Source organism: Photorhabdus akhurstii, assembly GCF_019090985.1.
Lineage (GTDB): Bacteria > Pseudomonadota > Gammaproteobacteria > Enterobacterales > Enterobacteriaceae > Photorhabdus > Photorhabdus akhurstii.
Genome location: NZ_CP020335.1, coordinates 3,343,053 through 3,367,977 on the forward strand (window position 1 = coordinate 3,343,053; position 24,925 = coordinate 3,367,977).

Annotated in this window: 20 protein-coding genes; 8 read left to right on the top strand and 12 right to left on the bottom strand. The window is 40.4% G+C overall.

Annotated features, from left to right (window positions below):
* Positions 1-187: 187 nt before the first annotated feature.
* From B0X70_RS14415 to yieE, 7 genes are all read right to left on the bottom strand, one after another.
* Positions 188-1,570 carry an APC family permease gene (locus B0X70_RS14415; RefSeq protein ID WP_036777273.1) on the bottom strand — a complete coding sequence of 461 codons (1,383 nt, stop codon included), beginning with the start codon at positions 1,568-1,570 and terminating at the stop codon, positions 188-190.
* Between the two features lie 594 nt (positions 1,571-2,164).
* A complete protein-coding gene (locus B0X70_RS14420; protein WP_217469642.1) occupies positions 2,165-4,132 on the bottom strand; it encodes a ligand-gated channel protein in 1,968 nt (655 codons plus the stop codon).
* Between the two features lie 930 nt (positions 4,133-5,062).
* Entirely contained in the window at positions 5,063-5,863 is an 801-nt protein-coding gene (locus B0X70_RS14425; protein ID WP_110091334.1) for an ABC transporter ATP-binding protein, read from the bottom strand.
* Positions 5,860-6,939 carry a FecCD family ABC transporter permease gene (locus B0X70_RS14430; RefSeq protein WP_036814428.1) on the bottom strand — a complete coding sequence of 360 codons (1,080 nt, stop codon included), beginning with the start codon at positions 6,937-6,939 and terminating at the stop codon, positions 5,860-5,862. The genes B0X70_RS14425 and B0X70_RS14430 overlap by 4 nt, the downstream gene beginning before the upstream one ends.
* A gap of 24 nt (positions 6,940-6,963) precedes the next feature.
* Entirely contained in the window at positions 6,964-8,097 is a 1,134-nt protein-coding gene (locus B0X70_RS14435; RefSeq protein WP_105398230.1) for an ABC transporter substrate-binding protein, read from the bottom strand.
* A gap of 327 nt (positions 8,098-8,424) precedes the next feature.
* Positions 8,425-9,906 (bottom strand): amino acid permease, encoded by a 1,482-nt coding sequence (locus B0X70_RS14440; RefSeq protein ID WP_036814433.1) that lies wholly within the window; start codon positions 9,904-9,906, stop codon positions 8,425-8,427.
* A 154-nt stretch (positions 9,907-10,060) separates the two neighbouring features.
* A complete protein-coding gene (gene yieE / locus B0X70_RS14445; protein WP_217469643.1) occupies positions 10,061-10,924 on the bottom strand; it encodes a DNA-binding transcriptional regulator YeiE in 864 nt (287 codons plus the stop codon).
* Positions 10,925-11,113: 189 nt separating this feature from the next.
* Here yieE and B0X70_RS14450 point away from each other — a divergent pair, with 189 nt between their 5' ends.
* On the top strand, positions 11,114-12,196 hold the full coding sequence (locus tag B0X70_RS14450; RefSeq protein WP_217469644.1) for a YeiH family protein: 1,083 nt from the start codon (positions 11,114-11,116) through the stop codon (positions 12,194-12,196).
* Between the two features lie 107 nt (positions 12,197-12,303).
* On the top strand, positions 12,304-13,146 hold the full coding sequence (gene nfo / locus B0X70_RS14455; RefSeq protein WP_217469645.1) for a deoxyribonuclease IV: 843 nt from the start codon (positions 12,304-12,306) through the stop codon (positions 13,144-13,146).
* A gap of 19 nt (positions 13,147-13,165) precedes the next feature.
* Here nfo and fruK read toward each other — a convergent pair whose 3' ends face one another.
* Positions 13,166-14,104: a 1-phosphofructokinase gene (fruK, locus tag B0X70_RS14460; protein WP_217469646.1), complete on the bottom strand. Its 939-nt coding sequence runs from the start codon at positions 14,102-14,104 to the stop codon at positions 13,166-13,168.
* Positions 14,105-14,315: 211 nt separating this feature from the next.
* On the opposite strand from fruK, the gene B0X70_RS14465 reads away from it, so the two are divergent.
* From B0X70_RS14465 to yeiP, 3 genes are all read left to right on the top strand, one after another.
* Positions 14,316-14,735, top strand: a complete 420-nt coding sequence (locus tag B0X70_RS14465; protein WP_036814444.1) for a nucleotide triphosphate diphosphatase NUDT15 — start codon at positions 14,316-14,318, stop codon at positions 14,733-14,735.
* 115 nt (positions 14,736-14,850) lie between these two features.
* The gene (gene mtr / locus B0X70_RS14470; protein ID WP_036814447.1) at positions 14,851-16,110 is read left to right on the top strand and encodes a tryptophan permease; all 1,260 of its coding nucleotides are present in this window, start codon (positions 14,851-14,853) and stop codon (positions 16,108-16,110) included.
* Positions 16,111-16,240: 130 nt separating this feature from the next.
* Entirely contained in the window at positions 16,241-16,813 is a 573-nt protein-coding gene (gene yeiP, locus B0X70_RS14475) for an elongation factor P-like protein YeiP (protein ID WP_112878518.1), read from the top strand.
* A gap of 204 nt (positions 16,814-17,017) precedes the next feature.
* Here yeiP and B0X70_RS14480 read toward each other — a convergent pair whose 3' ends face one another.
* The gene (locus B0X70_RS14480; protein ID WP_246593298.1) at positions 17,018-17,362 is read right to left on the bottom strand and encodes a YmdA family protein; all 345 of its coding nucleotides are present in this window, start codon (positions 17,360-17,362) and stop codon (positions 17,018-17,020) included.
* Positions 17,363-17,765: 403 nt separating this feature from the next.
* Here B0X70_RS14480 and B0X70_RS14485 point away from each other — a divergent pair, with 403 nt between their 5' ends.
* Both B0X70_RS14485 and mepS read left to right on the top strand, forming a co-directional pair.
* A complete protein-coding gene (locus B0X70_RS14485) occupies positions 17,766-18,470 on the top strand; it encodes a phosphatase PAP2 family protein (RefSeq protein WP_217469647.1) in 705 nt (234 codons plus the stop codon).
* A 357-nt stretch (positions 18,471-18,827) separates the two neighbouring features.
* Positions 18,828-19,418: a bifunctional murein DD-endopeptidase/murein LD-carboxypeptidase gene (gene mepS, locus B0X70_RS14490; protein ID WP_036814449.1), complete on the top strand. Its 591-nt coding sequence runs from the start codon at positions 18,828-18,830 to the stop codon at positions 19,416-19,418.
* Positions 19,419-19,514: 96 nt separating this feature from the next.
* On the opposite strand, the gene B0X70_RS14495 is transcribed toward mepS, so the two are convergent.
* The 3 genes from B0X70_RS14495 to rsuA all read right to left on the bottom strand — a co-directional run bounded on the left by B0X70_RS14495 (position 19,515) and on the right by rsuA (position 22,786).
* Positions 19,515-19,859 (bottom strand): YejG family protein, encoded by a 345-nt coding sequence (locus B0X70_RS14495; protein WP_036777304.1) that lies wholly within the window; start codon positions 19,857-19,859, stop codon positions 19,515-19,517.
* Positions 19,860-20,856: 997 nt separating this feature from the next.
* Entirely contained in the window at positions 20,857-22,041 is a 1,185-nt protein-coding gene (locus B0X70_RS14500) for a Bcr/CflA family multidrug efflux MFS transporter (protein WP_046394933.1), read from the bottom strand.
* Positions 22,042-22,084: 43 nt separating this feature from the next.
* Positions 22,085-22,786, bottom strand: a complete 702-nt coding sequence (rsuA, locus tag B0X70_RS14505) for a 16S rRNA pseudouridine(516) synthase RsuA (protein ID WP_217469648.1) — start codon at positions 22,784-22,786, stop codon at positions 22,085-22,087.
* A 315-nt stretch (positions 22,787-23,101) separates the two neighbouring features.
* On the opposite strand from rsuA, the gene radD reads away from it, so the two are divergent.
* Complete coding sequence (gene radD / locus B0X70_RS14510) at positions 23,102-24,859, top strand: DNA repair helicase RadD (protein WP_217469649.1); 1,758 nt, start codon at positions 23,102-23,104, stop codon at positions 24,857-24,859.
* Positions 24,860-24,925 lie beyond the last annotated feature (66 nt).

Below are 24,925 nucleotides of genomic sequence, written 5' to 3' on the forward strand. Positions count from 1 at the left end.
TTCCTTAATAATAATCACCTCTCAGAGCATAGATTGTTTTTCTCCGTTTACCGTTGAAATTTTTCTTATCTGTAAGCTACCTCGCTGTTTTTTTTCCTAAGCTCCCTTTTCTTCACTATTACGATAAATTGACAACATAGGAAAAATAATGGCGCCAAATTCGGCGCCATTATTCTTTTGCTAGATATTAAACCATTTCAGAGCATTGCGGCATCGGCTGCCGGAAGCGACGGGTCAGAAATACCATATAAATCAGACCAATTGCTCCCCAAGTTAGCCCCAATTCCATAGAACTTTGTTCCAGATTCATCCACAGCACACTAACAGTACAAGCACCTATCACAGGTAATACCAAGAAATTAATTGTATCTTTTAATGTACGGTTACGACGTTCACGGATATAGAATTGAGAAATGACTGACAAGTTCACAAAGGTAAACGCTATCAACGCGCCAAAATTAATCAGAGCTGTTGCAGTCACCAGATCAAAAGTAATCGCAGATAACCCTATAATACCTACCAACGACACGTTGATTACCGGCGTCCGCCATTTTGGATGAACATAGCCAAATACTTTCTCAGGAAATACACCATCACGCCCCATAACATAGAGCAGACGGGAAACCCCTGCGTGAGCCGCCATACCAGAAGCCAAAACGGTGACACAAGAGAAAACCAAGATAATGGCTTGGAACAGCGTACCCGCTACATACAGCATAATTTCTGGCTGAGATTCATCCGGGTTCTTGAACCGAGAGATATCTGGAAAATAGAGCTGTAAGAAATAAGAAACCGCAATAAAGATGACACCACCGATTAATACTGTCAGGAAAATCGCTTTCGGGATCACCTTACCAGCATTCGGCGTCTCTTCGGACAACGAGCTAATGCCATCAAACCCTAGGAATGAAAAGCACAAAATCGTGGCCCCAGTAATCATTGGGATTAAATTAGCATCCTCAGAAACGAATGGTTTCGCACTCCATAAAGTCCCAACTCCTTCCCCGTTGTACACACCGTGGATCAATAAACCCACAAATACAACCATAATGGCAACCTGAACAATAACAATACCCGTGTTGAGATTAGCAACAACGTTAATGCCACGCAGGTTAAAAGCTGTCATCAGTAATGCAAACCCCACGACGAAGATCCACGGATCTACGCTAGGAAAAATGGCCTGAAGATAAATTTTCGCTAACAAGACATTAATCATCGGCATGAACATATAGTCCAATAGCGATGACCAACCCACCATGAAGCCAACATGCGGACTAATGGATTTTTGTGCATAAGTATATGCAGATCCGGCAGATGGGAAACGTTTTACCAATTTCCCGTAGCTCAAGGCGGTAAACAGAATTGCTATCAAAGCAATAGCGTAGGATGTCGGTACGTGACCGTCAGTCAAACCAGAAACAATGCCGAAAGTATCAAAGATGGTCATAGGTTGCAGATAAGCAAGACCCATCATCACCACCTGAACTAAAGTCAGTGTTTTTCTGAGTTGAACTCGATTGTTCGCACCAGTCTGGTTGGTGCCTAGTGGGATTACAGTATTACGCGACATGAGCGAAACCTCCCATAACTCCGATTCGTGTTATGACACTACTTAATCGACAGTTACTGGGAAGACTTCGCTTCTGCCTATAGGCAGGAGAGTTAGAGGCTGGATTATATGCAGAGCGCAATGCTCCGTAGTCATCGATGCAGCAGCATGTACCGATTGGTACAAGTGCGAAAGAGAATAATTGCTCCATATTAGCGTTCCTCATTACGGCAACCGATCCTCGTTGCGGTTGCTCGTGGGCCAATTATCTATCCGGCTCAGAGTCCGGCCTCTGGTATAGTAAAAAATAAGTCAAAGCAAAAAAAATAACCGACACATATAAACGCATCAGTTATTCTCTAGTGGGCGAATTCTGCACTCGAAGACCTGAAATAGCAATACTCGCCGCACTAAAAGTTCATTATTTTTTACCACACTCATCGATAGCGCTATGGAGTTTAGCGGTGTCATATACATTTCTTTGACACGAGCTAAGTTTTAACACAACACAAAACGGATTGCTATTCAGTTTTTACCGGTATAAGTAAAAAACAAAAATCCCCTCTGTCAGCAACAAACAAAGAGGATTATGGCACTGTTAGTTAGAACGCGTTATTAAAAGTCGTAATTGATACCAATGTTATAGCGACGACCATCCAGTTGTGCCCCATAATTCTCACTGGTAACACGTTTATCAAATACGTTATATACACCGCCCAACACGCGTAAATCTTTGGTCAGATTATAAACAGCGCCTATATCCACAAAGGCATAAGACGGCGTTCCTTCACTCATTCTTTCACCACGATCTAAATAATCTGAAGTTTTGCCACGGAAGTTAACTCGGGTCCAAGTTTGCATTTCTGGCAAAGCTTGCCAGTTCAGAGTCGCATTCACCATATGTTTAGGCATTTTGTTCAAAGGTTTTCCTTTGTTTTTCCCACTCTTCTGTTCTGAATCAGTGTAAGTGTAGTTTGCAGCCAATGACCAGTTTTCAACGATATCCCAGTTCATTGTCGCTTCTATACCACGAATATTAGCTTTTTGTACGTTTATACGTTCACTGATAAATGTATATACATGTGGATCCGTTCCGATAGTGCAAGGTTTTGAACTCTTCCTACTACAAGCTGTGATTTCTGTGATTTTATCTTTAAAATCAGTATTAAATATGGTCAATCCAGCATTAAAATTATCCCGATTGTTCCACATAACACTAATTTCTTCATTGACACTTTTCTCTGGTTTCAAATTCGGGTTACCCAGAATAATACCATTTCCAACATAACCACCTGTTTGCTGCCCCCAATCCGCCGAAATATAACGCAAATCCGGAGAACGGTAACCTGTAGATACACCACCTTTAATTGTCCATTGTTCATCTACATGCCACACACCATATAAGCGTGGAGTCCAATGACTGCCAAAATTCTCGTCTTTATCCATACGGATACCACCAGTCAAGGAAAAGTCATTGGTCATCTGCCACTCATCCTCAGCAAACAACGCCCAACTCCAGCGAGTCAATTTATCCAAGCCATTAGTAGAAGCTAGTCTATTATCACCACCATGTAAGTTCTCATAACGATATTGCCCCCCGATACTCACAGTATGATCATCTAATAACTGAAAGACGGTTTGGTTATTAAATACAGTATCTTTATACCTCATATCACGCCCAGGATTACGTGAATCATCATGTTGAATATATGAAGTCATGGTACCGAAATCATAAATGCCATTATGCGTAATAGAATAGTTATTACGATCATAATCATTTTTCGAGTCACTATAACGAGACGATTTTCCTTTAATAGCATTACGCTTCTGCTCATAACGACCCGCTTCAAAATCAAAAGTATTCTTATCATCAGGTGTTAGAGAAAGAGTTGCTGAACCGTTACGCATTTCTTGCTCATTAAAGCCATTAATAAATTTATCTTCGTTGCGGTGAGAATATAGGCCATTGACTTTCAAGCCTAACAAGCCATCAACCACTGGCCCTGCTGCATAAACACTGCTCTGATAACTGTTACCTGAATCTTTACTTTCAGTTAATGTCGTATCAGTACGGAAATTGGTTCTCCACTCCTTCTGAACTTTACGGGTGATCACGTTAATCACCCCTCCCATCGCATCAGAACCATAAAGGGAAGACATAGGACCGCGTACCACTTCGATGCGTTCTATCGCGGCCAATGGCGGCAACCAACCCTGCTCAATACCCGAATTATCACTGTTTGGACGAGTACCACGGGTGTCAACACGCTTCCCATCGATCAAAATCATAGTATATTGAGGCGACATACCACGAATACTGATATCACTGTTGCTAGCACCACCTGTAACAACGACCCCCGGCACATCTTTCAATGCATCAGTCACATCACGATAAGCCTTCGTTTCCAATTGTTCACGGCTCACCACAGAAATAGACGCTGGCGCATCTTCAATTTTCTGTTGAAAGCCTGCTGCTGTAGTCACAATAATAGTGTCATTATTGCTACTAGCCGCAAAAACTGAGCTAGATGAGATTGCAGCAATAACGCCTAACGCGATTTTTCTTTTATTAAAAACACCCATTCCCGATTCTCCAAAAGATATAATTTCACTTTATTCATCTATAAAAATGGATAATCAACATGTGCTCAAATAACGAGGATAAAATATTTACCTCTGTGTGGTTTTATTATTTTATTAGCCTGATTATATCTTATTACCATAAAGCATAAGACAATATTCTCTATTAGTTCCAATAATCCATCTTATTAATTTATTCCATTTACTATCCTTTTCAGTTAAAGAGTAAACCTCAGCATTAGTCAGGCAAAAACTGTAGCGTTCAAATGCAGTTAGCTTTTAAACACACAGTAATACAAGGTAAATAAACTATTCCTCATGTACGGCGATGCACGTTCTGATTTTTATGCGCATTACGCGCCTATGCTTTATCATAAATATAACTTAAACAATAAGTTAAAATGAATTCTCCAATCTCTAGCTTTGAAATCAATACCTATAAAATACCCCTCTGATAACTGTGTTTAATTCCTTGCCATGTCACAAATCAGTATTAATATCATATACAGCTACCCAAGGTAATAATATTACGACAATATGTTTATCGTGATACCAATACTACTACGTAGTATTAATCATTTAAATTCAACTCACTAAGTAGTTCATTTAATAAAAATGAATAATCAACGTATGCTAAGGTAACGAAAATAAAATATTTATCCCTGTGTAGTTCTATTAGTTTACTAACATCTTATTACCATAAAGTATAAAATTTTATTTTTATTAGCTATAATAATCTATCTTATTAAATCATTCGATTTACCATCCTTTGCAGTAAAGAGTGGAGCTTGGCATCAGTCAGACAAAAAATGTCGCTTTTAGCACACCGTAGTATAAGAAAAATAGATCGTTCCCCCACGTATAACTATGTATATTCCGTTTTTGTGCGCAGTTTATGCCATATTTTGTAAAAAATATAATTTAAATAACAAGTTAAAATGAACTCTCACTCGCTAGCTTTGAAACCAATCCATCAACTAATACCTGGGGAATGCCCTGAGAACAGCGTTCAATTCTGCCTTTGACGCCATAAACCTGTGCCAGACTCTCTGACGTAATAACTTGCTCTGGAGTTCCTTCTGCAATTAAATGACCTTTTTGCAACATTAATACATGCTCACCATGACGCAATGCGATATTAATGTCATGTACAACGACCACAGTAATAATATTCCGCCGATACGTTTCTTGCGCCACCAGCGCCATTACGTGATATTGATAATTTAAATCCAGCGCACTAAGCGGTTCATCTAACAATAATAACGTTGGCTTACGGATTAACGATTGCGCCAATCCGACCAACTGTTTTTGGCCGCCAGATAATTGATCTAAATAACATAACGCCAGGTGTTCAATCCCCAACTGACGTAATAACGACATCACCTCTTCTTCACTGGTTTCAGAATGACGCCATCCGGACGCTCGTTGAGCAACGATAATCGATTCTAGTACATGCAAATGAACACCAGCAGGTAAGCTTTGTGGTAAATAAACCACATTGTCCGATCGCTGGGCAAAACTCATCTGCATCAAATCTTGACCATCAAGCCAAAGTTGACCTGTCGCACGATTTAAACCAGCCAAAGAACGCAGAAGTGTTGATTTACCGCTACCATTTGGCCCCAACAGTACCGTAATTTTCCCACGCGGCAACGGAGCAACATTCAGATTTTCAATAACCGAATGTTTCGGATAACCCGCGAAAAAATTGCTAATGGTTAATCCCGAGCTCATATATTCCCCCTATGACGTAAAATTATGCTAAGGAAGAATGGAACCCCCACTAACGCAGTAACGATCCCAACCGGAATAACAACACCCGGGATAAGATTCTTCGAGGCAATGGACGCCATAGAGAGCACCAATGCACCAATTAGGGCACTGGCTGGCAAATAGAAACGATGATCTTCACCAAACATCATACGGGCAATATGTGGCGCAATTAAACCGACAAAGGCAATTGGCCCAACGAATGCAACGGCTAAAGCGGCAAGAATACTGATACGCAATAATGTCCCCAAGCGCAGACGATGAACATTGATACCAAAACTGATTGCACGATCCTCACCCAAGCGCAGCGCTGTCAGTCTCCAGGAATTCATCATTGAAATAGGAAAAACAGCGGTAAACACCAACAACATAACACCCAGTTTTATCCAAGTTGCTCTGGCAAGACTACCCATTGTCCAGAGCACCAACCCCTGAAGGGTATCTTCCGTTGCGATAAATTGCATCATGGAAACCAATGCTTCAAAGGTAAAGACCAGCGCGATACCAAACAATACTACCCCAGACGTAGCAACGCGTGTCCAACGAGTAATCGTATCCAGCACCAATGCCGCCAACAAAGCGAAAATGAAAGCATTCGCAGAGATGAACCATTGATCAGGCACGCCAGGAATACCAATATCGGATACAATCGCCAACGCAGCACCAAATGCAGCCGCCTGAGCAACCCCTAAAGTAGAGGGACTGGCTAATGGGTTATTTAAGATCGTCTGCATTTCCGCGCCAGCCAGCCCAAGAGACAGGCCAATCACTACCGCCATCAGGGCGTATGGTAAACGGATATCCCAAACAATTACCCGTGTACCCGCATCCACACTCTCTGGCGATACTAAAGTCTGCCAGAGAGATGACAAAGATAAACCTGATGGTCCTATCGTAAAATCTAACACCAATGACACACCAATAATCAGCACGATGAATACCATCATCACAATACGGCGGCGTAAAATATATTGGTAATGGACTTTTACACTGCTGTCATCTAATTGTTGTTTCACCATTGGCTCAGTAGTGGCGCTCATTATTCCCGTTACCTGACTTACCGATTACTTCTCACTGATCCAGTAGACCCCTGATGGATCAACCGCCAGGAATTTACTGTGTAATTCATTCAGCGTCTTTTGCGGATCTAAATCTGCAAATTGCTTAGGATAAAACCATTTAGCAAATACTTGAGTTGCTACCACATTATATGGAGAGTTGTAGTAGTTATGCCAAATCGCATAATCTCTGCCCTCTTTGACCGCAGTCAACGAGCTAATACCTTTACGTTCAGTCATTTGTTTCAGACTGGCTTTTGCTAATTCAGGCGTAGATTGCGCTCCCAGTTTTACACCAGGTTCATTACTGTCTGGCGCTTTTGCACCACTAGCAATGTAAATATAAGGGTCAACTGCAATAATTTTTTCAAGGTTCATGTTACCAAGTACGCTTGGCAGAACACCTTTAGCAATGTTTTTACCACCAGCCAAATCGATAAAGTTACCCATATTACCGTCACCGGCAGTTGCACAGCAGTCTTCAAAAGCACCCGCTCTCAAATCGATAAATACTGTTGGTTTTTTCTCTTCCGGGATTTTATTAGTGATGTCAGTCACCAGCTTTACATTTTTTTCGTAAAAATCGGCATATTCCGCCGCTTGTTTCTCACGATTTAGTACTTTACCTAGCATACGAATGCTCGGCAGCGTATTCTTTAACGGCTCAGTACGAAAATCGACAAATACAACCGGAACACCTGCCTTTTCAAGTTGAGCGACCAATTCGCTGTCTTTACCAGGACCATGACCAGACAAACCAAAAATAGCGATATCCGGGTTGAGAGTTAATACTTTTTCAGAACTGACACTATCAGCACTGGTATTACCAATCAAAGGAACCTTGTCAATTTCAGGGAATTTAGCTTTATAGACAGCATAAGACTGTGGGTCCAATTTGCGGAAATCACCTTGCCAACCTGCGATACGGGCCAGTGGTTTATCGCCTTCAAGTAAAGCGATAGCGTGGAACAAACGGCCCTCGCCCAACAAAACACGATTTACATTCTCAGGAACTTCAACAGTGCGACCAACTATGTCGGTGACCGTTTCAGCCCATGATGCGAAGCTTGCCATGACTGCCGAACCCGCTAACAGGCCGACACTGATACTCTTTGCTACAGATCGAGATATAAATTTCATTTTGCTAGCCCTTTGATATTAATAATTATGGCATTAACAATAGGCCAAATGAGAATACTTATCAATATGATCTACACAAATTTTGGTAAATTACGTGATTAATTGTATGATTAACTCTATGAAAAATAAAAAACACCCATCTGATCACAAAATGGGGGTTTTCTTTTAATTTCCTATCAATAACGGCTGATCTACTCAGATAAATAAAACATTAAGATAATAATAAACTAACCGCGAATCGAATTAAAAAACCATAAAAACCAGACGGGCAGGAATTTTTTCAAAGATCCCTGCCCGTCTGCTAATCACGATTTAACATATTCACATTCACTGGTTTGCGATATCAGGAAATTTCATCTCGCTATATTTAATAAAGTGAGTTTTCTTCACTAACTTGTAACCAAACCAAATCAACAGGAATAATGGAATACCAATATAAGTTGCAGTGACACCATACCAGTCAATTTTATCTTGTAGAAATGCTTGATAATTCTGTCCTAGTGTGATCGTCAGACATAAAACAAACGCAAAGATTGGGCCAACCGGGAAAAATCCCGAACGATAAGGCAACCTACTTAAATCCAATCCCTGAGCTATATAGCCACGGCGGAAACGATAATGGCTGATAGCAATCCCCAACCATGCAATAAAACCAGTCATCCCAGAGGTATTCAACAACCACAGATAGACGGTCTGATTACCGTACATTGAACTGAGGAAACACAACGCAGCAACCACTGTTGTTGCATACAAAGCATTACGTGGAACACCGCCTTTGGATAATTTGCCAAAAATCTTCGGTGCTTTACCCTCTTTTGCCAATGTGAACAACATACGAGTCGATGCATACATACCTGAATTACCCGCAGACAACACAGCCGTCAAAATAACCGCATTCATCATAGCCGCGGCGGATAATAAACCGGCGTTTTCAAATACCAACGTAAACGGACTAACACTGATATCACCGACCTCATTACGCAGTAGGCTTGGATCAGTATAAGGAATAATCAGACTGATGATCAGGATTGCAAAAATATAGAACAGCAGAATACGCCAGAATACCTTACGTACAGCACTAGGAACATTTTTCGCCGGATCTTTTGATTCACCCGCCGCAATGCCAATCAGCTCGGTTCCCTGGAAAGAAAACCCAACTATCATCGCCACGCCAATCATGGCTGCGAAGCCACCAGCAAAAGGCGCATCACCAACAGTCCAGTTATGCCATCCAGCCCCCTCAGCTCCTTTCATGATACCGGCTATCATCAGTAATCCGACCACAATAAAGACAATAACCGTACTGACTTTAATTAAAGAGAACCAGTACTCAGCTTCACCAAATCCTTTCACTGAAATAAAATTCAATAGGAAAATCAGCGCGAGAAATAGCGCACTCCAGATCCAACCCGGCATATCCGGCAACCAGTACCCCATAACCAATTGAGCAGCAACCAAATCCACCGCGATAGTCACCGCCCAGTTGTACCAATAGTTCCAACCCAAGGCAAAACCAAACCCTTCTTCAACATATTTGGAACCGTACGTTGAGAAAGAGCCGGAAACCGGCATATAAGCGGCCAATTCACCCAAACTGGTCATCAGGAAATAAACCATCAAGCCAATTAATGCATAGGAAAGTAATGCTCCGCCAGGCCCTGCCTGTGAAACTGTCGCACCTGAAGCCACGAATAACCCGGTGCCTATTGATCCGCCAACGGCAATCATCGCCAGATGCCGAGCTTTCAATTCACGTCGCAAATGTTGCGCTACTGGTTTCCCGGAAACACTTTTTTGTTGTTGAGACATTCTGTTCCTGTTAGCTGCGAATAAATCTGATGGCGGATTGTAACAAATCCTCACTATCAAAATAGCGAGGAAGCGCTGTTATAAGATACCTTCATAATTTAGAGAAAATTATAAGTAACACAGCTAATTTTGGATTTTAGACAGAACGTAAACCTTACCGGCAATAACTGAGCAATTTTTGCAATGCGTTAGACATGTGCTTTTGCCGATGATAAATTAGGTACAATACTCTGAAAAGTCTTAATCCTGGCACTTTTAACTCCAGTAAAGTGCGATTTTGCAATTGTTCCGCAACGACTCGTCTGGATAAACAACTGATACCCATACCAAATTTGACCGCATGCTTTATCGCTTCAGAGTTTCCCAATTCCATCAAAATCTTGAACCCAGGTAAACGGGCAAACAACAGATGATCCAGCACTTCTCGTGTACCCGATCCGCTCTCCCTTAATATCCATGATGCCTTAACTAAATCATCCAATTTTAAATCCTGCTTAGCTAACGGATTTTCGGGAGAAGAAAAAACAACCAACTCATCCTCCATCCACAGCTGAGTTATCAACTCAGGACTATGACAGGGACCTTCAATCAAACCAAGATCAACACGGAATTCCAGCACAGAATTGATCACATCCTGCGTATTACTGATATTTAACTCTAACGGCGTATCAGGAAAATCGTGACGATAATTTGCCAGCATTTCCGGCAACATATAATTACCAATGGTACTACTGGCAGCGATACGTAACGCTCCCAACTCCTGTTTGAATAACTGCTGAATTTCCCCTGCCTGCTCTAGCAACGCCAAAGCCTTGGGATAAAGGAGGCGGCCATGTTCATTAGTCACCAACCGCTTTCCTACCCGATCAAAAAGCTGTACGCCAAGCTGGTTTTCCAGATCCGTTAATGAGGCGCTCACTGCGGACTGAGATAACGCCAATTGCTGAGAAGCTTGCGTCGTTGAACCGCTTTTCAATACCTCAGTAAAAACTTCCAACTGCCTCAATGTGATGTGCATATTGCCCCGCAAAATATGGTGTCAGTCAAAGTTAGCTTGTTTTAATTTTATACAGTAATAAACAACTTAACAAAAATCCTCTTTCTTACCACTTTTTCAGATTACATATAAAAATATTATCAATTTTAATGATAACTTAATCTGCTATATGCTTATGCTTAAAACATATAAGCAAAGTGAGAAACATCTATGTCTGATATTCGTGCTGAAAGATTCAACAAACAATCATCTATCCCCGGTATCAAATTAATACCAGGGTTAATATTGGCGGCAATACTTACTGCAATTTCAATATATGCCGGAAATATCCCGTGGTTTATTAATATGGGACTGGGCACATTAACACTGGCGATCCTTGCGGGGATTATTGCCGGTAATACTGTCTACCCTTTACTCAAACCTTATTGCGATAAGGGTATCCATTTCTCAAAACATTATCTCTTGCGAGCCGGTATTATTCTTTACGGTTTTCGTTTGACATTTCAACAAATTGCCGATGTTGGTATTACCGGCCTTCTGATTGATGCAGTGATATTATCTTCCACTTTCTTTATTGCAATCTGGCTAGGCAAATCACTCTTTGGATTAGATCAACAAACGGTAATACTAATTGGCGCCGGTAGCAGTATCTGCGGCGCAGCAGCTATTATGGCAACAGAGCCGGTAGTAAACGCCCCTGCCAGTAAAGTTGCTGTTGCGGTATCGACAGTTGTCATCTTTGGCACTATCGCTATTTTCATTTATCCGTGGTTTTATCAACTCAATGAGTATTATCAGTGGTTACCACTTACTCAGGAAACTTTCGGTATCTTTACTGGCTCTACCATTCATGAAGTTGCTCAAGTTGTTGCTGTTGGACATGCGATTAGCGATCAAACGGAAAACGCAGCCGTTATCAGTAAAATGCTCAGGGTTATGATGTTGGCGCCATTCCTGTTGTTATTATCCCGTTACATTAGCCGAGCCAGCACTAAAAATGGAAAAAACCGTCAGGAAAAAACACCAATGACTATCCCTTGGTTTGCGGTGATGTTTATTGCAATAGCGGGTTTTAATTCTTTCAATTTACTACCTGCCGCAATAGTTCATTTTCTGATTAATATCGATACTATTATGCTTACTATGGCAATGGGGGCATTGGGTTTAACGACTCATGTGAGCGCCATCCGTCAGGCCGGATTTAAACCCATTTTATTAGCTCTAATTTTATTTGTCTGGCTGATGGCGGGTGGTTTTTTGATAAATCTGGGCATTCAACATTTGTTTGGTTAATCAAAATCCGCACGGAAAAATTTCAGCAGCATATAACCTTTCCATTCTTAAGGTTCATTGAGTGATTGAACAATGTCATAATGACGTAAAGTAGGAAGGAGAAAAATATGAAATTTGTTGGAGCACATGTCAGCGCTGCCGGCGGAGTTGATCAAGCGGTTATCCGGGCGCACGAATTAAAAGCTACCGCCTTTGCCCTATTTACAAAAAATCAGCGCCAGTGGAATGCTCCACCTCTATCCGCTGATGTTATCGATAAATTTAAAGAAAATTGTGAACGTTATGGATATGGCCGTCGGCAAATTCTCCCCCACGACAGTTATCTGATTAATCTCGGCCATCCAGAAAGTGAAGCTCTGGAAAAATCCCGGCTAGCTTTTATTGATGAGATGCAACGTTGCGAACAATTAGGGATCGATCTATTAAATTTTCATCCTGGCAGCCATCTCAATAAAATAGATGTGGATAAATGCCTCGCACGTATTGCAGAATCTATCAACATTGCTCTCAATAAAACCCAGGGAGTCACTGCTGTTATCGAAAATACGGCAGGTCAAGGCACTAATCTGGGTTTCAAATTTGAACATCTGGCGGCAATTATTGACGGAGTTGAAGATAAAAGCCGAGTGGGTGTCTGTATTGATACCTGTCACGCCTTTGCTGCTGGCTATGATTTACGTACGGATGATGTTTGTAAACAAACTTTTCAACAGTTTGAAAAAGTTGTTGGTTTTCAATATCTATGCGGAATGCATTTAAATGATGCCAAAAGTGAATTCGCCAGCCGTGTTGACCGACATCATAGCCTTGGAGAAGGAAATATTGGCAAAACACCTTTCAGTTATATTATGAAAGATGCTCGTTTTGATGGTATTCCTCTCATCCTTGAAACGATAAACCCAGATATTTGGCCGCAAGAAATTGCCTGGCTGAAGTTACAACAACATTAATTATTCTTTAATTAAAGCATCATTCAACGGGTATCAGTTCAACGTTAGCCATCATGGCCGCTAATTCGGGGCGATTACTGATACCTACATTAGGTTGGCTAACGGCAAGCGCAGATACAGCCGTCGCTAATCGCAACGTGTGTTCACTGGATTCTCGCATCAGCAGACCATAAACCAAACCACCAACCATTGAATCACCAGCCCCAACAGTGCTGACGACTTTACAATATGGTGGTTTTGCCAACCATGCTCCAGAAGCATTAACCCATAATGCCCCCTGTTCACCCAAGGATATGACAACATGAGCAATTCCTTGATCTCTAAGTTGATGCGCAGCCATGATGATATCGGATAACTCAGGTAACTGGCGCCCTGCCCATACTTCAAGCTCATGGCGATTCGGCTTCACTAACCAAGGGGATGCTTTTAATCCTGCGACCAATGCTTCACGGCTGCTATCGAAAATAATACAAGGGCAAAGCTGGCGCAGACAGGTCATCCAGTCAGTAAACGATTCAGCAGAGACACCAGCAGGTAAGCTTCCACTCACAACCACCATATCAAACTGCCCAAGCCATGAAAGCGAATCATTAACAAATCCTGACCATTCAGCTTCACCGACATAAAAACCAGAGAAGTTAAAATCTGTCACTTCGCCGCTTTCTTCTGTCAATTTGACATTAATCCGTGTTCTGCCCGGTACTAAATGAAAACGATTGACCATACCATTTTCATTGAAGAATTGTTGAAATCCTTCCTGATTTTCCTTACCCAAAAAACCACTCACCGTGACATCAATACCTAAGTCGCGCAAAACTTTAGCAACATTATTGCCTTTTCCCGCAGCATGTAGTCCGGCGGTTTGCACTCGATTGATCGCCCCCTTGACGATTTCCGGGCACAACCCCACTAAATCATAAGCAGGGTTTAGGGTGATAGTGGCAACTCTACGACTCATTTTGCCCAATGTCTCCTAAGTAGATAATCATCATTACTACGAATTTTCAGTTCTATTTATATCACTTTATATCACTAAAATTGAATCGTTTCAGTTAAATTCCGTACTTTATTGATCGTTGCCTTAAATTGATTTACGGATAAGAATAGCATTGAGTTTTTCTCAAAATGAGATGCAAATTTGCTGAAATTTAGATGAAGGAATAAACCAAATGTCTGTCATTGTGGGTGTTGGCGTTGTTATTGTAAATGAACATGGACAAGTATTACTAGGAAAACGCAACAGTAAACATGCACCATACTGGTCAATCTTTGGTGGTCATGTTGATGCAGGAGAAACTTTTGAGCAATGTGCAATCCGTGAAATTGCAGAAGAAACAGGTCTGACAATTCAGTCACCAAAAGTCTACGGGATTTGCAATAACCTTCAAACTTATCAACAGGAAGGAAAACATACTATTTCGGTGTGTTTACTGGCAAAACATGCAGGAGATGAGCCGAAATTGATGGAACCAGAAAAATGTGAACAACTTATGTGGTGCAATCCTGATAATCTTCCTGAACCTCATTTTGAAGCCAGTCGGAATGCAATAAAAATGTGGCAAGAAAATAAATTTTATCTGACCGAATGACTAACTTATGTTAGTTCAATTTCAAATAATCCTTTATGACATCTATTTACACTCTATAGACAAAAATGTATCTTTAAGCTAGTACAAAGAAACAATATACCAGCAGGAGTTAAATATGTCCATTGAGACAACCCAGAGTTTAAAGCGCCCTCCCATACTGGGAGGTGCAATGATCATTGCCGGAACTGCTGTCGGTGCAGGAATGTTCTCTACTCCTGTGGTAACTTCTGGAGTCTGGTTTACTGGCTCAATTATTTTGCTGGTTTACACATGGGCGTGTATGTATTTTTCCGGCTTGATGATACTAGAAACCAACCTGAACTATCCATCAGGCGCCAGCTTCCATACCATGACTAAAGATTTACTCGGTAAAGGATGGAATGCCATCAATGGTATCTCTATTGCATTCGTGCTTTATATATTGACCTACGCCTATATTTCAGCGGGCGGCTCAATTATTGTCCACAATTTTAAAAATATTATTCCGATATCACAGGCAAATGCTGGCCTTATTTTCGCCTTTATCGTTGCACTTATTGTCTGGTTATCGACTCAAGCTGTGGATCGTCTGAGCACAATTTTGATCGGCGGTATGGTGATTACTTTTTTTATGTCCGCTGGCGGTATGTTTACCGAAGTTAAATATGTCATCCTGTTTAATCAGACGGATGCTATATCAAACGACACATCAACAAGTTATATGCCTTATGCTTTAGCCGCTCTGCCCTATTTACTCGTCTCATTCGGATATCACGGTAACATTCCAAGTTTAGTAAAATATTATCATAAAGATAGCAAAGCTGTTATTCGCAGCCTGTTATTCGGTACGTTAATCGCATTAGCTATTTACATCTTGTGGCAATATGTCATTCAGGGAAATATTCCCCGCGAAGTATTCAAACAGATTATTGCTGATGGCGGGAATATCGATGCTTTATTAAAGCACATGGATAATACAACAAACAGCGAAACCGTTCACCAGCTTCTAAATGCCTTTTCTTATATGGCATTAGCAAGTTCATTTCTTGGTGTCTCTTTAGGGCTATTTGATTACATAGCTGACTTCTTTGGTTTTAAAGATAATAACACCGGCCGGTTAAAATCTGCATTAGTGACATTTATTCCACCAACAGCGCTAGCTTTACTGTTCCCCAATGGTTTTCTATATGCTATTGGTTTCGCTGGATTCGCTGCAACTATCTGGGCGGTCATTATTCCAGCACTTATGGCTCGGGCAAGTCGTCAACGCTTCCCAGAAGCCAGCTACCGAGCGCCAGGAGGAAAATTCCTTATTGGGTTTGTCATCCTGTTTGGTCTGATAAATGCTATAGCTCATATTTTGTCCTCCCTTGATTTATTACCTGTGTATCGTTGATATAAAACATTCTTACTACAACCCCAATGTAAAAAAACAGCGGGGTTTTTTAATCCCTACTTGCCTAATGCCCTGACTGCGAGTAATTTTGTCGCCGATTATTCTCTTGCAGTTTTATGGAAGGTTACATATGGCTAAAGCCAACGAAATTAAACGCGGTAGTGCCGTCAGTTATAATGGTAAATTACTGCTAGTCAAAGACATTGATATTCAAGCACCAAGCGCCCGGGGAGCTAGCACATTATATAAAATGCGCTTTACTGATATCCGCACCGGCCAGAAAGTGGAAGAACGTTTCAAAGGCGATGATATCCTTGATACGATCAACCTGACTCGTCGTAGCGTTAACTTTTCTTATATTGATGGTGATGAATATGTTTTCATGGATGATGAAGATTTCACACCTTATCACTTTAAAAAGGAACAAATCGAAGAAGAGTTGTTATTCATTCCCGAAGGTGGCCTGCCGGGCATGCAAGTTCTGACAATAGAAGGACAAGTCATTGCCCTTGAACTACCACAGACAGTCGATATGGTTATCGAAGAAACAGCCCCTGGAATTAAAGGCGCTTCAGCCAGTGCACGGACAAAACCTGCCAAAATGAGCACCGGACTCACCGTGCAAGTACCTGAATATATCAGTAGCGGAGAAAAAATCCGTATTCATATTGCAGAACGTCGCTATATGGGACGTTGCGATTAACAATAGTAGCTAATTCTGAGTTGCCCAGGATAAAACAGGGTAACTCACTTTACCTATTCCATTAATTAAATCAGTCACCTACTTTCCCTTTAGCATTTAGAGATAATTTAAATTCTCAAATAAAATACAACATAAATTTGTCACTCATTCATTTTAGCAATGACAAATAAAATCCTTACTCCTCTTCTAAAATTTTTCTTAACATCAATTATAGAAAATTGTAACAACACCGATTTTATCTTTTCCTTTTATCCATTTAATCTCTGTTACCCCCATTTGGTGTGGTAAATAAAAATAAATATCATTTTGCAAATCGAGCTTTCGTCGTTGGGTAATTTTATGTCCCTTTCGCCAACAAGTGGTGTCAGCCCAGTTATCACGCCAATCAAAACGACACGGTGATTCAACGATCGCACCTGAAAAGCGAATAACCCCTGTATTTGATGTTGTTTCTGATCCGCTATTGACAACACTAGGAATCATCAGAAAAAAGCAACCCATCATAACCCGGAACATAGACATAAAGCCCTCACCATAAAACAGCATCATTCGCTGCGATTTCCAAAAATGAAATCAACCTAGAAATCGGAAAAATTTATGAGTCTATGTATTGGTAACGGCTATTTTCGTTGTTTATTTATGATTTTTAGCGATTAAAGCTGATTAAGATATTTATATCTTCCAAAATTAGAATTATCAGAGATAATTATCAATAAATTAAGAATTTACAACCTTAAACACCACAACATCACTCAATAAAAACCCGCAGAATTGAACAGATATAGTTACCAAAGTAAATAAAAAATGAAGGAAAAAGCACAAGGTAGATAAAAAAACAACAAATTAACTTATGATTAAGAATTGTGACATTATTACTCAATATTTGTTATATTAACCAACATAATTGTAAGTTTAGTTACCACTTATTTTATTTTTAACAAATAGGTCTCCCATGACACGCAGTCACTCATTTACCATATTTATATTGAACCTGTTGGGGATTACTCTGTTTCTCTCTTGGTATTTACCAGAACAGCACGGTTTTTGGTTCAAAATCGACTCTGCAATCTTCCACTTCTTTAATGAGAAATTAATCCCAGGTTCAGTATTCACAGAATTTGTAGCATTTGTGAATATCAGGGCTTTCGATGCCATTTCGCTTTTATGTATGGGATTACTATATTACAACGCTTTTCGTAAACAGAATTACGATGGCAAACGCAGATTATTCATGATTGGTCTGGTCATGATAATAAGCGCAGTTATACTTAACCAAATCGGTCATCTACTCCCAGTTATCCGCCCAAGTCCAACATTAACCTTTGATCATATCAATCGTATTAGCGAAATGACCAATCTGGCAACAAAAGATGCATCAGGCGATAGCTTTCCAGGCGATCACGGATTAATGCTTCTGATTTTTAGCTGCTTTATCCTTCGCTATATCTCAGGTAGAGCATTCTGTATCGCATTATTGATCATGGTAATCTTTGCATTACCTCGTATCATGGCAGGAGCGCATTGGTTTACTGATATTGCCGTCGGCTCTTTATCACTGGTGCTAATCGGAACAAGTTGGCTACTATTAACACCATTAAGTGATGTCATGATTAACTGGCTGGATAAGAATCTGCCACAAATTGGTCGCCCAATTTAAGATCTTTCCCTTAAACTCTTTTTACCGAATAATATTGGGGAGATATTTAACCTTCCCAATAGCTCATAAAACCCACATAAATAACATAAACTAGCAACATTCCTGATCTCTCCTACTTAGAAATCTAATTTTTTGTAAATTATGTCATTAAATACTCGCCTTTTCCTGATTGTTTCTGTACTCTCGGTCTGAATGACATTTATTGTAAATATCGTTATAAAACGTGGCATCAGGCGCGTTTTTCCACCAAGCGCGTTGTTTACTCATTGTTTTTTCTAACACCAGGCTTCGAAGCGTTTGATATTTTTCAATAATAGCGACCAACTAAGGTAAGGATAGCAAGGGAAAACAAAAATAATGGTCAAGTCTCAACCGGCTCTGAGATACATTACGCGGCTGATACCCGCGCTGTTCGTAGCGATCACTTTATCCGCGTGCAGCTCGCCAGATTCATCAAGGTTTCGTAACACACAAACTGATACGCATGCAGTAAACGGTAAGAACGGCTTCTTACTTCAAGCGTCTCAGGATGAATTCGAAGCGCTTGTTCGTAATCTGGACATAAAATCTAAAATTCTTAGCCAATACAATGGCTGGAAGGGCGTTGCCTATCGACTCGGTGGCGATACAAAACGCGGTATAGATTGTTCTGGCTTTGTTCAACGTACTTTCCGTGATCAGTTTGGTATGGAACTGCCACGTTCAACATTTGAACAACAAAATATTGGCAAAAAAATCGACCGCTCAAAGTTGCGCCCTGGCGATTTAGTTTTATTTAAGACAGGTGCCCGTACCAGGCATATTGGCATCTATGTTGGCAATGACCAATTCGTCCATGCTTCTACCAGCAATGGTGTCGTCGTTTCCAGGTTAAGCAGCACATACTGGAGCAAACGTTATTACGGCGGTCGCCGAGTCATCAGCAATAGCATGGTACCTAACGGCTGATTGTACCTAACGGATAAAAAGTACCTAACGGCTAAAAATTTTTCCCTTGCCCACAAAAAAGCGCCTCCATCAAAGGAAGCGCTTTTCGCGTTTATATCAGAATGGATAAAGCGCAGTTATCTTTTCAGCAATGGCAGCACCAAGTGTCTTCAAACGACACATAACCGCACTTTCATCTTCACTATTAATAAATAAGCACGGTTGACCTTCCAACTCAATCACAGTGCTTCCGATTTGCATATCAGCAAGTGATTGCTGCAATTTTTGCATAACATTCCACGCAGCCCCGTCCTCGTGGCTGAGTAACTTCAACCCCATCAGGCTGCTCTCTGCATTCACTTCATCAACCGGAAGTGGCTCAACTTTGATACCCACAAAACCGGGTGACCACCTGTAACTTTGCGGCAGCCGATGTACTACCGAAAGCTGAATATTATTCACGAATCATTCCTACCTGAAAGAACATAGATACAAAAGTTAAAGTTAGCGGCTATCTTCAGGTGTTCTACTCGCCAAAACCGAATAACTAACCCCCAAAAAAGGTAAACGAAAAGTTAAATTTGTGTTTATAGTATTACATTAATTCCAAATTTCACCTTAGAAAAAGTGAGATCAATCTCTCATTTCTCATATATTTATACTTTTTTTAAAGAAAACTCAACTAATTTTTATGCAAAAACCCAACTTTATGTTTAATGATTGTTTACATATTTTATTTTTTCAACTCAACACTTTAACATAAAAATCAAATAAGAACTGTAAAAACAAATAGATAACAATGTGTTTTATAAGGTATAATTAAAGACAACCTAATAATAACGCCATTTAATATTTGTTAATTTAACAAAAATACAACAAAGACTTATAATTACTATCAATGCATCAACAACAACTTATTCTCATGGCAGAACATTTCGGAATTTCCTTACAGTCAAAAGTTAGACTGTTAGCCCAACGGGAATACAAAAATCAACAAAACACAACAGCAATAATAAAAAAACAATGAAACAACAATAGTTTCGCCTCGCTATAAATAGATCAGTACCACTATTTATAGCTATTAAGCACAACCAATTTTCAATTCCCCGAAATATTCAGGAAAAATACTCTCTTTAATAAAATTATCGTTTTTAATGATAATTCCAGTGATACAGAAAATGCTACTGATACCACAAACTCATTACAGCCTCATTATTTAATGGTAAATATTAAAATAAAAAAAACACCATAAGAATATGATTTAATAAATCATATTAAATCTTACCACTATCAATCAAGAATATATCAATGAAAGAAGATATACATTTTAGAATAAAATGGTTACTCAATAACCTCTCATAAAATTATAACCGTAAAATATCATCAGAAATATTTTTCGCTTACAATAATTTTCTTTTTAAAGAAAAGGCTGCACATGAAAACAGCCTTCTGTTTTTATTTACCGACTCTTTTTTGTATACATAATAAACAGCACAGCTAAAATAACAGATAAAACCATAGAGCCAACCATTGGCCAAGCATTTTGTGCTGGTAACATGGCAAGTAATGCACCAACCAAGGCACTAATACCATAACGAATTGTACCCGCAAATGAAGACACCGTTCCGGCCATATGTGGGTAATCATCTAAAACCACCGCCATGACATTAGATGTAATCATAGAAATACCACATATATAAGCTGCAACACCGATGACCAAAGCAATAAAGCCAAAATCGAGTGTGGTAGACAGTAACAACCAGATCCCCATCACAAACTGCACACTCAAACCAAAATACATCATCTTCAACGCACCAAAACGTCGGACATAGCGACTATTTATTGTCGTCATTACAAACATAAATGCAATATTAAGCGCAAAGTAATAACCAAAGTGCTGAGGAGAAACACCATTTAACTCAATATAAACAAACGGCCCTGCACTGAGAAAAGAAAACATTCCCGCAAATGAAAAACTGCTGGCAAGAATATAGCAAAATACACGGCGCTGGCGAAATAACATAATAAACTGATTTACAGTTGTACGAAGATGAAATTTTTGTCTTTTCTCTCTTGGCAAAGTCTCTCTGATAAAGAAAGCAACGAGGAATACGGTAATAACAGCAGTTACCGCAATACTCCAGAAAATAGCATGCCATGTGAACCAAATCATTATCATGCCACCAAGAATTGGAGCAATTAATGGAGCAACAGTCATTACCAATATTACAAAAGACATGCTGCGCGAGAATTCATCTTTGGTGAACAAATCTCGCATTAGCGCATTAATGACAACCCCTGCGGCGGCTGCGGAAAAACCATGCAAAAAGCGCATATAAATAAAATCATCGATATTCTGAACCATTGCGCATGCAGCCGAAGCTAGAGCAAATACAGCAACCCCACCCAGAATAACCGGCTTACGCCCCAAACTGTCAGCCATTGGACCATATATCATCTGACCGATAGCAAAACCAAGAATATAACTGCTCAGCGTCATCTGAACCTGCCCGCTATCTACACCGAAATCTTCGGCAACAGTCGGTAAACTCGGTAAATACATATCAATGGCAAGAGGCATTAACATAGAAAGCAGGCCAAGGATTAAAATCAGTCCTAAATAGGATGATCGTTGTTGTTGCACGTATATTGCTCCAATAATTTAAAATAATTAACTAAAACTAGCACTAAGGAACATTGACACTGGCAATTTCTTGCTTAGTCAATGGCCGATACTTTCCTGGCTTCAATTCAGGATCTAAGATGATTTCGCCGATTCGCTCACGATGAAGCTCTGTTACCCGATTCCCTACCGCGGCAAACATACGTTTTACCTGATGATAACGCCCTTCACTAATTGTCAGACGGACAACTTGAGGTTCCAGAATTTCCAGTTGGGCGGGTTTTGTCAGTGTCTTTTCACCATTAAGTTGAACACCTGCAAGAAATTTATCTGCCGTCTCTGCTGCAACCGGGCATTCAAGTGTAACTAGATATGTTTTTTTACAATGATGTTTTGGGGAAGTAATGCGATGAGACCATTGACCATCATCGGTTAGCAAAACCAGACCGGTGGTATCCATATCCAACCTACCAGCCGTATGTAATTTATGCGCTGCCGATTCATCAATAAAATAGAGAACGGTCGGATTTATCGGATCATCAGTGGAACAGACATACCCTTGTGGTTTATTTAGCATAAAATAACGAGGCCCTTGCTGCTGTTCCAATAACGAACCATCAAACATGACCTGTTGCTCTAGAGTTAATTTATAAGCTCCGGTTTTTATAATCTCATCATCAACAGTGATACGCCCCGCACGCAGCTCGCGTCCTACGTCATTCCGACTGATACCAAGCTGTTGTGACAAAAATTTATCCAATCGCATGGATGAAAACACCTGTATTAATTAATTTAAACATGAACGTAATCCACTACTATTTTGGCACTACCTCGGCACTACAACACAATGCCACCAAACAATGCCACCAAACAGTGCCACCAAAAAAGAAGATGTGAAATTAACCCAAAAGATTTGAAAGCTAATCATAACTATGTTTACTATAAACAACAATTATCTATTTGTTATAACCAGTTATAGTTTCTCTCAATCAGATAATTATCTTACCTTGACTTCCGCCCACAGCAAATTAATAAGAAAAATGTTACTCTTTTACGAATATTTTTCTGTTACGGAACGATCATGACTTTTACTTTACGTCCCTATCAGCAAGAAGCCGTGGATGCCACTGTTAATCACTTCCGGCGCCATCATGAGCCTGCGATCATTGTATTACCAACGGGAGCAGGTAAAAGCCTGGTTATTGCTGAACTGGCAAAATTAGCTCGTGGGAAAGTATTAGTATTAGCTCATGTAAAAGAATTAGTTGCACAGAACTACAGCAAATATTGCGCATACGGTTTACCCGCAGATATTTTTTCCGCCGGATTGCAGCAAAAACAAAGCGCAGGAAAAGTGGTGTTTGGTAGTGTTCAATCTGTCGCCCGTAATCTTGAACATTTTGATAATCAATTCTCGTTGCTAATAATTGATGAATGTCACCGCATTAGCGATGATGAAAACAGCCAGTATCAGCAAATTATTCATCACCTTCGGCAAAATAACCCCCAATTACGTATTCTTGGCTTAACAGCAACACCTTACAGACTGGCTATCGGCTGGATATATCAATATCACTATCACGGAATGATCCGTGGTGATGAAAACTGTTTTTTCCGTGATTGCATATATGAATTGCCCCTGCGTTATATGATTAAACACGGTTTCCTGGTCCCCCCAAAGCGGCTAGATATGCCGGTTATGCAATATGATTTCAGCCAAGTTCGCTCCAGTCAGCAAGGTATTTTCAATGAAACTGATTTAAATCACGAAATCAAACGACAAAAACGCATCACACCTCATATTATAAAACAAGTCATTGAATATTCCGCTGATCGCAAAGGCATTATGCTTTTTGCGGCAACTGTCGAACATGCCAAAGAGATTTTTCAATTACTCCCTTCTGGCCAAGCCGCATTAGTCAGTGCCGATACATCAACCGCTGATCGCGATCTGTTCATCGAAGCCTTTAAAACTCAGCAATTGCGCTATATGGTTAACGTCGCCGTATTAACAACTGGATTTGATGCTCCCCATGTTGATCTGATAGCCATTCTGCGTCCTACTGAATCCGTCAGTCTATATCAGCAAATTATCGGTCGTGGTTTACGATTATTTCCCGGCAAAAAAGATTGCCTGATTCTCGATTATGCAGGAAATCCTCACGATCTCTACACACCAGAAGTTGGCGGCAATAAACCGGATAAACAGAGCCAACCGGTTCAAGTATTCTGCCCTATCTGTAACTTCGCCAATATATTTTGGGGAAAATGCACCTCCGACGGTGAAATTATTGAACACTTCGGCCGCCGCTGTCAGGGTTGGGAAAAGGATCAATGCGGCAAACGCCGCCAATGTGAGTTCCGTTTTCGTTTTAAACTTTGCCCTCATTGCGGTGCAGAAAATGATATCGCCGCACGGCATTGCCACAGTTGCCAAGAGGTGCTGGTCGATCCCGACGATATGCTGAAAGCCGCATTGAAACTCAAAGACGCACTGGTACTGCGTTGTGGTGGTATGCAGCTCATTCCTGAAATTGACAGTAAAGGAGAATGGCTGAAAATCATCTATTACGATGAAGATGGCGCTGACGTTTCAGAACGTTTTCGGTTGACAACCCCTGCCCAACGACGGCTCTTTGAGTACCAATTTCTTCGTCAACATCAGCGTGCTCCGGCTATACCTTTTAACTGGAAAACAGCCTCAGATATCGTTCACCAGCAACCTCTATTGCGTCATCCAGATTTTGTTGTCGCTCGTAAAAAAGGTCGATTCTGGCAGATTCGTGAAAAAATCTTTGATTACCAAGGGCGTTTTCGACGGGCAGACGAATTATATTAATAGGTTCCGATTGACCTATTCTATTTGCTGTAACCGCCATTTTTCGCTAGAATGCCGCCCGCTTGA